The 14,270-nt window shown below is 70.1% G+C and carries 16 protein-coding genes and 1 pseudogene; 5 read left to right on the forward strand and 12 right to left on the reverse strand.

All coding sequences use genetic code 11. From position 1 onward, the window contains the following. Positions 1-32: 32 nt before the first annotated feature. Both JWN68_RS16720 and JWN68_RS16725 read right to left on the reverse strand, forming a co-directional pair. A pseudogene (locus JWN68_RS16720) lies at positions 33-302 on the reverse strand (MoaD/ThiS family protein); the annotation flags it as partial. After that, positions 302-766: a M67 family metallopeptidase gene (locus JWN68_RS16725; protein WP_297740982.1), complete on the reverse strand. Its 465-nt coding sequence runs from the start codon at positions 764-766 to the stop codon at positions 302-304. The pseudogene JWN68_RS16720 and the gene JWN68_RS16725, both read right to left, overlap by 1 nt. Before the next feature lie 92 nt (positions 767-858). Here JWN68_RS16725 and JWN68_RS16730 point away from each other — a divergent pair, with 92 nt between their 5' ends. Further along, the gene (locus tag JWN68_RS16730) at positions 859-2,109 is read left to right on the forward strand and encodes an MFS transporter (protein ID WP_297740984.1); all 1,251 of its coding nucleotides are present in this window, start codon (positions 859-861) and stop codon (positions 2,107-2,109) included. 15 nt (positions 2,110-2,124) lie between these two features. On the opposite strand, the gene JWN68_RS16735 is transcribed toward JWN68_RS16730, so the two are convergent. From JWN68_RS16735 to JWN68_RS16755, 6 genes are read right to left on the reverse strand one after another with little or no spacing between them, the layout of a single operon-like run. After that, complete coding sequence (locus tag JWN68_RS16735) at positions 2,125-3,336, reverse strand: DUF429 domain-containing protein (protein WP_297740986.1); 1,212 nt, start codon at positions 3,334-3,336, stop codon at positions 2,125-2,127. Further along, complete coding sequence (locus JWN68_RS16740) at positions 3,333-3,917, reverse strand: DUF2017 domain-containing protein (protein ID WP_297740988.1); 585 nt, start codon at positions 3,915-3,917, stop codon at positions 3,333-3,335. Before JWN68_RS16740 ends, JWN68_RS16735 begins: the two co-directional genes overlap by 4 nt. Before the next feature lies 1 nt (position 3,918). Beyond that, positions 3,919-4,164 carry an ATP-dependent Clp protease adapter ClpS gene (gene clpS / locus JWN68_RS16745; protein WP_297741015.1) on the reverse strand — a complete coding sequence of 82 codons (246 nt, stop codon included), beginning with the start codon at positions 4,162-4,164 and terminating at the stop codon, positions 3,919-3,921. Then, entirely contained in the window at positions 4,137-4,586 is a 450-nt protein-coding gene (locus JWN68_RS19435) for a VOC family protein (protein ID WP_366519823.1), read from the reverse strand. Before JWN68_RS19435 ends, clpS begins: the two co-directional genes overlap by 28 nt. 2 nt (positions 4,587-4,588) lie before the next feature. Continuing rightward, a complete protein-coding gene (locus JWN68_RS16750; protein WP_297740991.1) occupies positions 4,589-5,116 on the reverse strand; it encodes a DUF1697 domain-containing protein in 528 nt (175 codons plus the stop codon). 21 nt (positions 5,117-5,137) lie between these two features. After that, on the reverse strand, positions 5,138-6,049 hold the full coding sequence (locus JWN68_RS16755) for a LysR family transcriptional regulator ArgP (protein WP_297740993.1): 912 nt from the start codon (positions 6,047-6,049) through the stop codon (positions 5,138-5,140). Positions 6,050-6,121: 72 nt separating this feature from the next. Here JWN68_RS16755 and JWN68_RS16760 point away from each other — a divergent pair, with 72 nt between their 5' ends. After that, a complete protein-coding gene (locus JWN68_RS16760; RefSeq protein ID WP_297740995.1) occupies positions 6,122-6,721 on the forward strand; it encodes a LysE/ArgO family amino acid transporter in 600 nt (199 codons plus the stop codon). A 31-nt stretch (positions 6,722-6,752) separates the two neighbouring features. Here JWN68_RS16760 and JWN68_RS16765 read toward each other — a convergent pair whose 3' ends face one another. Beyond that, entirely contained in the window at positions 6,753-7,541 is a 789-nt protein-coding gene (locus tag JWN68_RS16765; protein ID WP_297740997.1) for a helix-hairpin-helix domain-containing protein, read from the reverse strand. A gap of 81 nt (positions 7,542-7,622) precedes the next feature. On the opposite strand from JWN68_RS16765, the gene JWN68_RS16770 reads away from it, so the two are divergent. Beyond that, entirely contained in the window at positions 7,623-8,501 is an 879-nt protein-coding gene (locus JWN68_RS16770; RefSeq protein WP_297740999.1) for an oxygenase MpaB family protein, read from the forward strand. Between the two features lie 9 nt (positions 8,502-8,510). On the opposite strand, the gene hppD is transcribed toward JWN68_RS16770, so the two are convergent. Then, positions 8,511-9,722, reverse strand: a complete 1,212-nt coding sequence (hppD, locus tag JWN68_RS16775) for a 4-hydroxyphenylpyruvate dioxygenase (protein WP_297741001.1) — start codon at positions 9,720-9,722, stop codon at positions 8,511-8,513. A 67-nt stretch (positions 9,723-9,789) separates the two neighbouring features. On the opposite strand from hppD, the gene JWN68_RS16780 reads away from it, so the two are divergent. Beyond that, positions 9,790-10,275 (forward strand): Lrp/AsnC family transcriptional regulator, encoded by a 486-nt coding sequence (locus JWN68_RS16780; RefSeq protein WP_297741003.1) that lies wholly within the window; start codon positions 9,790-9,792, stop codon positions 10,273-10,275. 3 nt (positions 10,276-10,278) lie between these two features. Here JWN68_RS16780 and JWN68_RS16785 read toward each other — a convergent pair whose 3' ends face one another. Next, positions 10,279-10,917 carry a helix-turn-helix domain-containing protein gene (locus JWN68_RS16785; protein ID WP_297741005.1) on the reverse strand — a complete coding sequence of 213 codons (639 nt, stop codon included), beginning with the start codon at positions 10,915-10,917 and terminating at the stop codon, positions 10,279-10,281. Between the two features lie 110 nt (positions 10,918-11,027). Here JWN68_RS16785 and JWN68_RS16790 point away from each other — a divergent pair, with 110 nt between their 5' ends. Further along, positions 11,028-12,410, forward strand: coding sequence for a calcium-binding protein (locus JWN68_RS16790; RefSeq protein WP_297741007.1), 1,383 nt, complete (start codon positions 11,028-11,030; stop codon positions 12,408-12,410). A 190-nt stretch (positions 12,411-12,600) separates the two neighbouring features. Here JWN68_RS16790 and JWN68_RS16795 read toward each other — a convergent pair. Further along, positions 12,601-14,270, reverse strand: a 1,670-nt coding sequence (locus JWN68_RS16795; protein WP_297741009.1) for a DEAD/DEAH box helicase, incomplete at its 5' end; no start/stop codon positions are given.

Consider the following 14,270-nt stretch of genomic DNA (forward strand, 5'->3'; position numbering starts at 1 on the left):
GCGGGGGAAGCCGGGAGCGTCGTGGGGTGGGATCCGCCAGCGACCGCCGGCAGCACGACGACCTGGTCGCCGTCGGTGAGACCGGCTTCTAGGCCGCCGATGAAGCGGACGTCCTCGTCGTTGATGTAGACGTTGACGAAGCGGCGCAGGTCACCGTTCTCGATGAGGCGGTCCTTGATGCCGGGGTGGTTGCTCTCGAGGTCGTCGATCAGCGCGGTCAGGGTGGACCCGTCGGCGTCAACTGCCTTCGCGCCGCCGGTGTAGGTGCGGAGGATGGTGGGGATGCGGACCTCGATGGCCATCAGGGCGAGCTCTCTTCCTGGGTCGTCTGGGACGGCGTGATCGTGACGTCTTCTTCGCTCACGACGCCGTCGATGATTCTGTAGGACCTGAACTCAACGGGGCCGTCGTTATTCCCCCCGGCCTCGTCGAAGCAGTCGCGGGTGCTCACCAGGACATAGTGCGCGTTGGGCTCGCTGGCCAGACCGATGTCGGTCCGGCTCGGGTAGGCCTCGGTCGCGGTGTGCGAGTGGTAGATCACGACGGGCTCCTCGTCGCGATCGTCCATGTCCTTGTAGAGGGCGAACAGGTCGCTCGAGTCGAACTCGTAGAACGTCGGCGAGCCCGCCGCGTTCACCATCTCGATGAACCGCTCGGGCCGGTCGCTGCCCTCGGGCCCGGCCACGACTCCGCACGCCTCGTCCGGGTGGTCGCGCAGCGCGTGGGCGACGATGGCGTCGTGGATCTCCTGGCCGATGGTCAACACCGTTCCAGCCTAGGCACGCTCCCCGGTTTGACGGCACGGCGTCTCACGACATATATCTTGATGTCAAGATATTGCTAGTCGTGGGAGAGCGAATGACGACCGATGCGGTGCAGCCGCTGGCCCGCTGGGGCGTGCCGCTCGAGCCCACGCTGCGGACGATGGCGCTGGGGCAGTTCGCCAACCGGTTCGCCGCCGGAGCGCTGATGACGACGAGCGCCCTCTACTTCACCCGGCACCAGGGCTTCACCGCCACCGAGGTCGGGCTCGCCCTCTCCGTCTCCGCCTTCATCGGTCTGCTGGTCACCGTCCCCGCCGGCCACCTCGCGGACACCCGCGGCCCGACTCGCGTGCTGACCTGGCTCATGCTCGGCGCCGCCCTGACCGCGTGGCCACCCGCCTTCGCGCCCACCCCGGTCGTCCTGGCCGTCCTGCTGTCCGTGCAGGCCGTCTTCCTCAGCGGCTCGGGCGCCGTCTACCAGGGGGTGATCGCCCAGCTCGCGATCGGCGGGCGCGGCGTGCAGTTCAAGGCCTACCTGCGGGCCGTGACCAACACCGCCATCGGGCTGGGCTCGATGGTCGGCGGGCTCGCACTGGTCGTCGACGAGGACTGGGCCTACATCTCGGTCTTCTTCGCCCAGGCGGTGCTCACCGGCTTCGCCGCCTGGAACACCACCCGGCTCCCCCAGCTGCCTGCCTACGAACGAGTCGAGGGCGAGCCGCGCCTCGCGGTGCTGCGTGACCGCCCGTACGCCGTCCTGATGGGCCTGCACACGCTGTTCGTGACCCACTTCTTCATCATCGAGATCGGGCTCGTGCTGTTCATCGCCGAGCGCACGACGGCACCGACCGTCCTGGTGTCGGTGACGCTCGTGCTCAACACGGTGCTGGTGGCCCTGCTCCAGGTCCGGCTCACCCGGCACGTCGAGACCGTCACGGATGGCTCTCGTGCGCTCGTGCTGGGCGGGTGGTTGGTGGCGGGCGGCTTCGTGCTCATCGGGTTCGCCGAGGACCTCGACGTGTGGGCGGCCTGCGCCCTGCTGCTCCTCGGGACCGTCGTGCACGTCTTCGGGGAGATCGTCGGCTCCGGTGGGCAGTGGAGCCACCAGATGGGTCTGGCCCCGCACGAGCGCCAGGGGCAGTACCAAGGGTTCGCCTCGCTGAGCTTCGGCGCCGCGCGGGTGATCGGGCCTCCCGTGGCGGCCTTCTTCTGCGCCGGTCTGGGGCGCGCCGGCTGGATCGCCCTGGCGGTGGCGATGGTCGCCATCTCGTACGCCATGGGGCCCGTCGCCCGGTGGGCCCTCGCGACCCGCGCCGACTACGGAGTCACCACCCACTCCGGGTGAGGCTTGCCGGACGAGTCACACGCGGATGGCGGCAGGGATCCCGTCGCTGAAGGTCTCCGGAACGGCTGGGAACGACTCGCTGTCACCTGAGTGGTGCCGCGCCGCGCTCCACACGGCAGCGCACGCGTCGAGGAGGTCGTCCTCGCCGAACCCGGAGCCACGGAACCATGCGGGCGCCGCCACTCCCTGGGATCGCAGGGCGTCCCGCCGGGCCTGGACGCCCGCCGGCTCCTTCTTCGACGCCAGCAGGGGTGATCCCGTCATCCGGGCGAAGCTGAGCTCGGGGTGCACCTCGATCACCTCGGCGCCGGGACCCGACCGGATCCAGTCGTCGACCTCGAGGATCTTGCGTCGAAGGGCGTAGGCCTGGGCACTGGCACTCGCCTCTCCACCGGTCGCCGCCAGGTTGGCGGCCCGCGCCTCCTCGTAGCTCTCGGCCCGGTAGGCCGAACGCGTGAGGGTCGAGAACACCGACGACCCCTTCCCGACCAGCTCGCGGCGCGCCTCGGCGTCGGCACGTCGACCGCCCCTGTCGGGCAACCCGATCGGGATGTCGATGGCCACGACCGCCGGCGTGGCTGACTCGCGGACCAGCGCCACCAACGCCGTGATCGAGTCTGCGGTGTGGACGGTCGCCCGACCCTCGGGTCCGACCAGCACGCCGACCCAGCCCGCCGCGCAGGCGTCGACGCCGAGGACAGGACGCTCGGGACGGAAGGCCTCGGGTCGGGGCGGCACCGGGGCGGACCCGGGCGGACGCACGAACCGTGCCTCCCGCTCGTTCGACAGGCCAGCATCGATCCGGCTCGCCATGTGTGCCGACATGGGCGGCAGGTCGTCGATCGGCCACCACCGCACCTCGGTGGACTCGTCGTCGGCGACGTACGCCTCCCCGCTCAGCCACGTGCACGCGAAGGTCAGGTCGAGGAAGGCGGCCCGGTCGCCGTTGTCGAAGGTGAACTCCGGCAGGACGGTGGTCGCGGCGAGGCGATCGACGCTGACCACCACGCCGGTCTCCTCCAGGGCCTCGCGCGCCGCTGTCGTGGCCGGCTCCTCACCCGGGTCGACGATGCCGGTGACCGGCGTCCAGGCGCCGTTGTCGGAGCGCTTGACCAGGAGCACGTGTCCGTCACCGCGCGTGATCACCGCGGTGACGCCGGGCAGCCAGAGCGGGTGATGGCCGATCATCTCCCGCATCTCGAGGATGAAGTCCGGGATGGGGGTCACGCTGTCAGGGCCTCCACGATCGTCTCCTGGAGCCACCCGACCCACTCGTAGATGTCGTGCGCCTGGGCCCGCGGGTCGTCGTCGGGCAGTGCGAGCCAGATCGCCTCGTCGCCCTCCTCGATCTCGAGGCGGGTGGCCAGGGCGAGCCGGATGTCGGTGAAGGAACGCATCCACGTCTCCGCGGTCGGCTCGTCCAGCTCGACGTCGATCATCAGCCCGTCCTCGGCGAGCTCGGGGGGCAGCCCGGCCTCCTCGAGACAGTCGATGATCATGCAGGCGGCAGCGGCCTTGCCGTCGCGCAGGGTGCCCTCGGTGAAGCGCCGGAACTCCGCTGCGGCCTCGGGGTCCTCCGGGTAGGCCGTCGGGAACAGCCGTTGGAGCACCGGGTCCTCGGGCTCGCTGGTCGGCCCGGAGAAGTCCATCATCGCCTCGAACGGGTCACGCGCGTCGTCCGGCACGGCCGCCTCGTTGCGGAGCAGCTCGACGATCTGGGAGGCGAGGGACCTGAGCAGGTCTGCCTCGAAGCCGGTGAAGTTGGCGATGACCAGCCGAGACTTCCGGTGACGGGTGAAGGCGCCCACGTCAGGTGGCCTTCTCCATGGTCGCCCACAGCCCGTATTCGTGCATGGCCTGCACGTCGCGCTCCATCTCCTCGCGGGTGCCCGTCGAGACCACCGACTTCCCGTCGTTGTGCACCTCGAGCATGAGCTTGTTGGCCTTCGCCTCGCTGTAGCCGAAGTACTTCTGGAAGACGTAGCTGACGTAGGACATCAGGTTGACGGGGTCGTTCCACACGATCGTCACCCACGGCTTGGCGAGGAAGGTGATCTCGTCCGGGGAGAGCGTCGGGTCGAGCTCGACGGGGCTTGCGGCGGACACGGCGCCATCGTGACACACGAGAAGGTCGGTGCCGCACCGCCCTCAACCGGGACGCCCGGGTCAGGGCCAGGTCGTGGCGTGCCGGTCGAAACCTCGCGGTCGGTCCAGACTGGCACCACGCAGAACACCAGCCCGCCGGGGTCGGTCATCACGACCCACCCGTCGGCGCGCTCGAGGACCGTCGCCCCCTGCCCCTCGAGTCGCGCGACCTCGGCCGGCACGTCGTCGGTCTCCAGGTCCAGGGACTCGTACGGCGGGCTGGCGTCGGCCTGGCGCTTCGATCCCTGCACCCCTGCCCAGAAGTCTGCTGCAGCGTCGTAGGAGTCCTTCGGGTGGTCGATCAGCACGACTCCGATCCGGGACCTGTGCATGCTCAGCACCACTTCTTGGCGAGGGTCGTGACGACGTTGCAGTTGCGGTTGGTGGCCACACCCAGCAGCTTCTCCGCGCGCAGCGGGTCGACGCCGCCCGCCTCGTAGCTCGGTCCCAGCAGGAGGTGACAGGCACGGCCTCGTACGACGGCTCGGTGGTCGTCGGTCGAGAGCGCCTCGACGACCGCAGGGTCTGCGACGGGCTCCTTGAGCAGGTAGATGTAGTGGCGCGCGAGCTCGCGCTCGGCCGTGAGCTCCTCGGCATCCCTGCCGATCTCGGCGAACTCGGTCCGGGTGTAGGCGATCGTCGGCACCTCGAAGCCGGCGGTCTCCCGGAAAGCGGCCTCCAGGGCAGCCTCGACCTTGGCTCGGGAGCGGAGCGACGAGGTGACCCGGACGTTGCCGGTGTTGATGTAGGTCTCGACGGCGCTGAAGCCCGCCTGCTCGCAGGCGGCCTTGATCGCGTCCTTGGGGAACTTGCGCTTGGCTCCCAGGTTGATGGCCCGAAGGAAGGCGAGGTGCGTCGGCATACGAACCATCATGACGTCAGCTCAACCCAGCCATCCCTGGGCCGCGCCGGTGATCTCGGTCGTGAGGTCGGCCATCAACGGAGATTCCAGGCGCCAGTGCTGCCAGAACAGCGGGACCTCGCTCCGACGCCCCGGCACCAGCTCGACCAGTCGGCCCGCGTCGAGGTCCGCGCGGACCTGGGCCTCGGGGATCATCCCCCACCCCATTCCTCGGCGTACGGCATTGTCGAAGTCGCCGACCGACGGGATCCACGTCACGGGCGGTGTGAGGTGGCGGCGGGTGACCTTGCGCAGGAAGTCGTGCTGCAGGGTGTCGTTGCGGTCGAAGGCAACCACCGGAGCGCGCGCCAGGTCAGCCGAGAGCGGCCCGTCGGGCAGATGAGCCTGCATCCACTCCGACGAGGCGACCGCGCGGTAGCGCATGGTGCCGAGCTTGACGACGCGGCACCCGGGCACGGGCCGGGGATCGGAGGTCACCGCAGCCATCACGTCGCCCCGTCGCAGCCGCTCGGTGGTGACCGACTGGTCCTCACGGACGATCTCGAAGGTGACCCGGTGGGTGGCCTGCACCTCGACGAGAGCGTCGATGAGCCAGGTGTAGAGCGCGTCCGCATTGACCGCGATGGGCACGGAGACGAACGGGGTCTCGTCATCGTGCTGCTCACCCTCGAGCAGCTCGGCCACTGCCTCCCGCTCGAGCAGCTCTGTCTGGGCGGACAGCCGGACCAGCACCTGGCCGGCGTCGGTCGCTTCCAGCGGCTTGACCCGGTGGACCAGCACCCGACCGACGTAGGTCTCCAGGGCCTTGATCCGCTGGCTCACAGCGGACGGCGTGATGTGCAGCTCTCGGGCGGTGGCCTCGAAGGTCCCGAGCCGGACGGCGGTGGCCAAGGTGCGCAGGGCAACGGGATCGATCTGAGTGACGTCTCTCATAGTAAGAGAGTCTAATGATTGTTGAAAATACTTCGCTGGATTGAATGCCGAGGGTCACCTACCGTTCTTCGCATGTTGAACATCTTCCTCACCGGAGTCGTCACCGGCTTCGCCCTCATCGTTGCCGTCGGCGCCCAGAACGCCTTCATCCTCCGCCAGAGCCTGCGCGGGGAACGCGTGCTGCCCCTGATCGTGGTCTGTGTGCTCTCGGACGTGCTGGCCATCACCGTCGGGGTCGCCGGCCTCGGTGCCGTGCTCGAGCGGTGGCCGGCCGTCCTCCCGATCGCGCAGATCGGCGGCGGTCTCTACCTGCTGGCGTTCGGGATCCAGTCGGCGATGCGCGCCTGGCGTCCGACCGCGCTGGTTGCTGACGGCGGCACGCCGATGACGATGCGGCGCGCCGTGCTCCTGACGCTGGCGCTGACGTGGCTCAACCCGCACTTCTACCTCGACACCGTCGTGATGCTCGGGACGGTCGCCAACAGCTTCGGCGACCAGCGCTGGTGGTTCTGCGCCGGCTCCATCGTCGCCAGCCTGGTGTGGTTCCCCACGCTCGGCTTCGGATCTCGCTTCCTCCGCGGCCTCTTCGCCCGGCCGTCGGCCTGGCGGGTGCTGGACTCCGGCATCGCCGTCCTGATGGGCGTCCTCGGCGTGGGACTGCTCGCCCACTGAGCCCCGTAAACCTGACTGACGTCAGTCAGGCTCAGGAGGAGCTGAACCCGAGCCCCCGCTCGGCGAGCGCCTGGCGAAGCCGGTCGATCGCGATCGGACCGACCCCGTGCATGCCGCCCAGCTCCGCCTCGGTCAGCTCCGCGAGCTGCTCGAGCGTGGTGATGCCGGCGGCCCGCAGTGCGCGGGTCGCCGGCGCACCGATCCTCGGCAGCGTCGTCCCGCTCGGACGCGGACACCGCTCGCGCGGGGTGGCAAGGCCAGCGTCGACGACCGCCTGCCCGCGCGGCGAGAGCAGGTAGCCGATGTCGAGCGACTCGGTCAGGCCGAGCTCCTTGAGCTTGCGGACGTCCTTCTTGAAGTCGGCCGTCTCCCGCCCGACCTGCGCTGCCAGGTCGGGGGCGCGCACGGTCGGGTTGAGGTCGATCAGGTCCAGGGTCGCTCGGGTCCAGGCGCCGTACGCCGATGCGTTGTCCAGCCTCTCGAGCCGCATGTTGATCGCGGCGATCTCGTCCTCGTCGGGGACCTGTTCGCGGAGGGCTTCGCGAGGGTCCGGTCCGGCATAGGTCAGGCCGATGCGCCAGACCGGGTCGTCGGGTCGAGCGGCCAGCGCAGCCTTCAGTGCCTGCAGCGACGCGGCGCCCGCCCGCCTCGCGTCATCGGCCGTGAGACGGCCGGCCCGCTCGACCGAGGTGACCTCGATGACCCCCGCCGCGGTCCGCATCCGGGTCCCGACCACCACCCGCGGCTTGGCCCACCGGCGGAAGGCGAGGTCGATCGTGCCGGCCTTGATCGCGGCGAGCTCCCCCGGTCGGATCATCATGGCCAGCAAGCCTGCCAGATCTCCGCCAGATCCCCTGCCAGGTTCCGGTGGACACGAGGACCCCCCTCGTACGCTCGCTGCATGGCTTCCCTCCGCACCCGTCTCGGGCACGAGCTCTTCACCCGGGTGGCCGGGCCGGACGGCCCCCGGCAGCGCGACCGCATCCACGGCACGCCCGGGCCCCGGCTGTTCGACAACGACTCCGAGATCGTGCGCGTCCACGGCGACGCGTCGATGTTCATCGGGGGCATCCGGGCGATCCTGCTCCAGACCATGCACCCCGCCGCCATGCAGGCCGTCGCCGACCACTCCGGCTTCCGCGGCGACATGTGGGGCCGGCTGGCGCGCACAAGCACCTTCCTGGCCGTGACGACCTTCGGCACCGTCGAGCACGCGGAGCAGGCGATCGGGGCGGTCCGCCGCATCCACGACCGCGTGAGCGGCACGATGCCCGACGGCACGCCGTACGTCGCCTCCGACCCCCATCTCCTGGCGTGGGTGCACGCCGCCGAGGTCGACAGCTTCCTGCTCGCGCACCAGACGTATGGCGCCCGGCCGCTCGACGCCGCCGGCTGTGACGCCTACGTCGAGCAGGCCGCGGTCGTGGCCCGCAAGCTCGGCGTCATCGATCCGCCCACCACCGTCGTGGAGCTCCGTGAGGTGCTCGAGGGCTTCCGCCCCGAGCTACGCGCGACCGACGAGGCGAGGAGTGCGGTCCGGTTCCTGGTCCTGCACCCGGACCTGCCCCTCGCTGCCCGCCCGGCCTACGGCGTGCTGATGGCCGCCGGCATCGCGATGATGCCGCGCTGGACCCGCCGTCCGCTACGACTCCCCTGGCTCCCGGTCTCCGAGCGCACGGTCGTCAAGGTGCTCGGCACCCTGGCCACCGGCACCATCCGGTGGGCGATGGCTTCGGGCATCGAGGACGTCAAGGAGCTGCGGGCTGCCACGCCCGCGTGACCGCAGGCCTCAGAGGTTGCCGCGGGCGTCCTGCTCGCGCTCGATCGCCTCGAAAAGCGCCTTGAAATTGCCCTTGCCGAAGCCCAGGGAGCCGTGGCGCTCGATGAACTCGTAGAAGACCGTCGGCCGGTCACCCATCGGCTTGGTGAAGATCTGGAGCAGGTAGCCGTCCTCGTCGCGGTCGACGAGGATCTTGCGCTTCTTCAGCTCCTCGATCGGCACGCGCACCTCGCCGATCCGGGCGCGCAGCTCGGGGTCGTCGTAGTAGGAGTCAGGGGTGTCGAGGAACTGGATGCCGTTGTCGCGCAGGATGTCGACCGACCGCAGGATGTCGTTGGTCGCCAGCGCGATGTGCTGGCAGCCGGCCCCGTCGTAGAACTCGAGGTATTCGTCGATCTGCGACTTCTTCTTCGCGATCGCCGGCTCGTTCAGCGGGAACTTCACGCGGTGGTTGCCGCTCGCGACGACCTTGGACATCAGCGCGGAGTAGTCGGTGGCGATGTCGTCGCCGATGAACTCGGCCATGTTCGTGAAGCCGAGCACCTTGTTGTAGAAGGTCACCCACTCGTCCATCTTGCCGAGCTCGACGTTGCCGACGCAGTGGTCGATGGCCTGGAAGAGGCGCTTGGGGTGTCCCTCGCGGCGCGCGACGGTCGTGCTGCGGGCGACGTAGCCGGGGAGGTAGGGACCGTTGTAGCTGGAGCGGTCGACGAGGGTGTGCCGCGTCTCGCCGTACGTCGCGATCGCGGCCACCCGCACGGTGCCGTGCTCATCGGTCTCGTCGTGCGGCTCGACCAGCACCGTCGCGCCAGTCGCCCGAGCGTGGGCGATGCACTTGTCGACGTCGGGGACCTCGATGGCCAGGTCGACCACGCCGTCGCCGTGCTTGCGGTGGTGCTCGAGCACGGGGCTGTCCGGGGTGACTCCCCCGGTGAAGACGAAGCGCGCAGAGCCGCTGCGGAGCACGTAGGACTTGGACTCGCGGTAGCCGGTCTCCGGACCGCGGTAGGCCTCGAGCTCCATGCCGAGCGCGAGCTGGTAGAAGTTGGCCGACTGCGTCGCGTTGCCGACCACGAAGCACACGGCGTCCTGGGCGATGACCGGGAACGGGTCGCTCGAGGCGTCGTAGTCCACCAGTCCGACCAGCTGTTGGAGCTGCTCGAGGGTGAGCCCGGCCTGCTGCTCCTCGGTGGTGAGCACTGTCAGCGTGGTGTCGGTCATGGCGCCACTACAGCAAAAGACTCACAACGTGTGCAACAGTACGCCGAAACGCTGGACACTTTGACTGATGGAGCGCCGCCAGATGGACGATCTTGACAGCAGATTGATCGACCTGTTCGCAGCCGAGCCTCGCATCGGCGTCCTGGAGGCCAGCCGGCGCCTCGGTGTGGCGCGCGGGACGGTGCAGGCGCGGCTGGACCGGCTGACCGCGTCCGGCGTGGTCACCGGGTGGGGGCCCGAGCTGTCCTCGGAGGCGCTGGGCTTCCCGGTGACGGCCTTCCTGACCCTGGAGATCCGCCAGGGGTCCGGCCACGAGACCGTGGCGGCCCACCTCGCGGACATCCCGGAGGTGCTAGAGGCCTACACGATCACGGGTGCCGGCGACATGTGGGCCCGGGTCGTGGCCCGGTCCAACGCCGACCTCCAACGCGTGATCGACCAGGTGCTTGCAGACCCCGGCATCGAACGCTCGACCACGGTGATCGCCCTGGCCGCGCAGATCGTCCACCGGGTGCTGCCGCTGGCGCGCGCCGCAGCGGCCGCGCCGGCCTAGCGCTCACCTCAGGCGCTCGGCCACGGACTGGGCCGCCGCGATCACGCGGGGCGCGAGGACCGACTCGTCGATGGCACCGTCGAGGGTCACGATGCCCACGCTCGCGCGCAGCCCCTCCAGTCCGCGTACCGGAGCCGCCAAGCCGTGGGCGCCCGACTGGAGCTCACCGCTCGTGACGGCGTACGCCGCAGCGTCGGCCTGGTCCAGGAGGCCGATCGCCTTCCCCGCCGCCCCCGCGGCAAGGGGATGTCGCGAACCGACCCGGTAGGCCACGTGGAAATCGGTCCAGGTGGGCTCGACGACCGCCAGGGCGAGCGCCTCGTCCCCGTCGGCGACCGTGAGGTGCGCCGTACACCCGATGGCCTCGGCCAGGGACCGCAGCACCGGAACGGCGAGCTCACGCAGGAGCGGTTGGACGGCGGAGGCGAGGTGGAGCACACCCAGCCCGACGAACAGCCGACCGCGCGCGTCGCGGCGGATGAGGGCATGGCCCTCCAAGGTGCTGATGAGGCGATAGACCACCGTCCGGTTGACGTCCATCCGGGTCGAGAGCTCGGTGATGGTCAGCCCCTCGGGAGACTCCGCCAGGACGCGCAGCACCCGCAGGCCGCGGTCAAGGGTCTGGGAGGTCTCGGCTGCCATGTCTCCAATCTAGTGACAACTTCCTCTCCACGGCCCCCATCACATCTTCGAGTGCTTCTTGCACCGGGACCCCGGACGGGGTTGTCACACCAGACGATCAGAGGAGAACCATGCATCGCCATCTCAGCCGTTCGTTCGCCGCCACCGGGGCCACCGCCCTGCTGGCCACAGCACTTCTCACCGCTCCAGGCGCGCAAGCCGCTGCCGCCACGACCTGCCAGGGCAAGACCGTGACCATCGACGGGACCGGACAGCCGACCGTCACCGGCACCCCGGGCAATGACGTCATCTCCGCCAGCCAGGGTTCGACCGTCAACGCGCTCGCCGGGGACGACACGATCTGCGTCGTGCCGGGCGCCGTCACCTCGCCCCCCGCTCCTGCGGGCGCCACGACGATCGATGCCGGCGAGGGCAACGACTCGGTCGAGAGCGGGGTCGTGGGACAACCCAACCCGGACAAGATCAGCCTGGGTGCCGGCGACGACATCCTCATCTTCCACGGCGTCCAGACCCCCGCCGGGTCGGCCGACTTCGGTGACGGGAACACCACGCTGGTCGACAGCGACGGCGGTGTGGTCGCGATCAACGCCACCACCAAGGTGCTCGAGCGCAACGCCGTCGTGGCCCTGCGCTGGCAGGGCACCGTGACGACCTACGTCGTCGAGTCGACGGCGACGTCGGTCGCCTTCACGGGCACGAGTGGCGCCGAGACCTTCGTCCTGCGCGACCCCGCCACCGGGGCGACGCCGACCACGGTGGCAGTCGACATGGCCGGGGGCGACGACACCGTCACCATCCGCTCCAACGTGCTCGACGGTTCCACCTGGGCGGGCGGGGACGGCACCGACCTGTTCCAGGTCCTCTACGACTACAAGCAGCTGCTCCTCGACCTCCGGAGCGGACAGTTCGAGACCGGGGCGCCCGACGTGACGATCGACCAGGTCGTCCGGACCTTCGAGAACGTCGACGCGGTCACTGCCACCATCGCCGTCAAGGGGAGCGACCCCGCCAACGCGCTCAACCTCCAGGGCTGCATGGTCACCGCGGCCGGTCGTGCTGGAGCCGACACCATCGGCACCAATGTCGAGCTCGGCGCACCCCCGCTCACGTGCTCCAGCAACAAGCTGGTCGCCAGGGGTGGTAAGGACGCCGACACGATCCTCGGGAGCGTGGGTGCTGACCGGCTGTTCGGCAACCTCGGCGAGGACCTGATCACCGCGAACGGTGGCGACGACGTCATCTTCGGCGGCGTCGACGCCGACCGGGTCCGCGGAAAGGCCGGCAACGACAAGGTCCGCGGCGGCGAGGGTGACGACGAGCTCGCTGGCAACGCCGGCAACGACCGGGTCCAGGGCGACCAGGGCAACGACCGCCTGCTCGCGCACGGGGGCGACGACGTGCTCGTCGGCGGCCTCGGCTTCGACCGCGCCAACGGCGGCAAGGGGCTGGACAAGTGCAGTGCCGTCGAGCGCAGCAGGAAGTGCGAGAGCTGAGCCCGTACACCTACACCTGAGCCCGGCTCACTGAGTCTCGTGCTCCGGGCCGCGCCAGGCTCTGCATCGGCCGTCGTCCGCACCCGCGCGCGGCGGTCGATCCGCTTTCCGAGGCACCCCCCAGCGGTGCGTCACCCACATTCTCGAGCCGGGGAAGGTGGCTCACGCACCGCTCGCCCGGTGTCCAGCGTCAGGACGTCTTCTTGACCGCCCACTCGCGGACGCGGTTGATGCGCGCGTGCAGCTGCTCGGCAGACGCCACGGCGGCGGCGGGTCCACCACACTCCTTGCGAAGGGCGGCGTGCGTGATCCCGTGGGCCTGGCCCGTGCGGTGGTGCCAGGCCGCGACCAGTCCGTTGAGCTCGCGCCGCAGCACTGCGAGCTGTTCGTGCGTGGTCAGCTGGGCGACGGTGTCGGGCTCGCGGGCCGCCTTCTGCTTCTTGGCGCGCTCGCTCGTGCGGGAGTGCAGGAGCTCTCGCACCTGGTCGGGCTCGAGCAAGCCGGGGATGCCGAGGAAGTCCATCTCCTCGTCCGAGCCCGCGTGCACCTCGCCGGAGTGACCGAACTCGCCACCGTCGTAGAGCACGCGGTCGAACGACGCGGTCGAGCCCAGCGCCTCGAAGGACATCTCCAGCTCGTCGGAGGCGGACTCCCCCGCCTGCGCAGCGGCCAGCAGGTCATTCTCGGCGGCGAAGATGTCGTCCTCGTTCGAGACCTTGCGCCCGAGGACGTGGTCGCGCTCGACCTCCATCTCGGAGGCGTAGCCGAGCAGGTGGGGCACCGACGGCAGGAACACCGAGGCTGTCTCGCCCCGCTTGCGGGCACGCACGAAACGGCCCACGGCCTGGGCGAAGTACAGCGGGGTCGAGGTGGTGGTCGCCCAGACGCCCACGGCCAGCCGCGGCACGTCCACCCCTTCGGAGACCATCCGGACGGCGACCATCCACCGCTTCTCCGACTCGGCGAACTGGCCGATCTTCTTCGACGCGCCCTTCTCGTCCGAGAGCACCACCACCGGAGCCTCGCCGCTGATCTTCTTCAGCAGCGCGGCGTAGGCACGAGCCGAGTCCTGGTCGCTGGCGATGACGAGGCCGCCGGCGTCGGGCATGTGACGGCGTACCTCCGAGAGCCTCTTGTCGGCAGCCGCCAGCACGGCCGGGATCCACGACCCTGCCGGGTCGAGGGCGGTACGCAGCGCCTGCGCGTGCATGTCCTTGGTCAGCGGCTCACCCAGTCGCGCCGCGACCTCGTCGCCGGCTCTCGTGCGCCAGGTCATCTCGCCGGAGTAGGCCATGAACAGCACCGGCCGGACGACGTGGTCGGCGAGCGCGTGCGCGTAGCCGTAGGTGAAGTCGGCCGCCGAGCGCGGGATTCCGTCGTCACCGGGGGCGTAGGTGACGAACGGGATGGGGTTGATGTCGGAGCGGAAGGGCGTGCCGGTCAGTGCCAGCCGGCGGGCGGCGGGCTGGAACGCCTCGCGGATCCCCTCGCCCCACGACATCGCGTCGCCGGCGTGGTGGATCTCGTCGAGGATGACGAGGGTCTTGAACCGCTCGGTCCGGATGCGCATGGCGAGCGGGTTGACCGCCACACCGGCGTAGGTCACCGCGATGCCGACGTAGTCCTGGGAGGTCTTGCCCGAGCCGGCGCTGTAGGTGGGGTCGAGCGGGATGCCGGCACGCGCGGCCGCCTCGGCCCACTGGGTCTTGAGGTGCTCGGTCGGCGCGACGACGGTGATCCGGTCGACGACGCGACGGCTCAGCAGGTCGGCGGCGACGGTGAGCGCGAACGTCGTCTTCCCGGCGCCCGGCGTCGCCACCGTGAGGAAGTCTCGAGGCTGTCGGGAGCGGTAGTCGTCGA

It is taken from the genome of Nocardioides sp. (genome assembly GCF_025964975.1).
Classification (GTDB): Bacteria; Actinomycetota; Actinomycetes; order Propionibacteriales; family Nocardioidaceae; genus Nocardioides.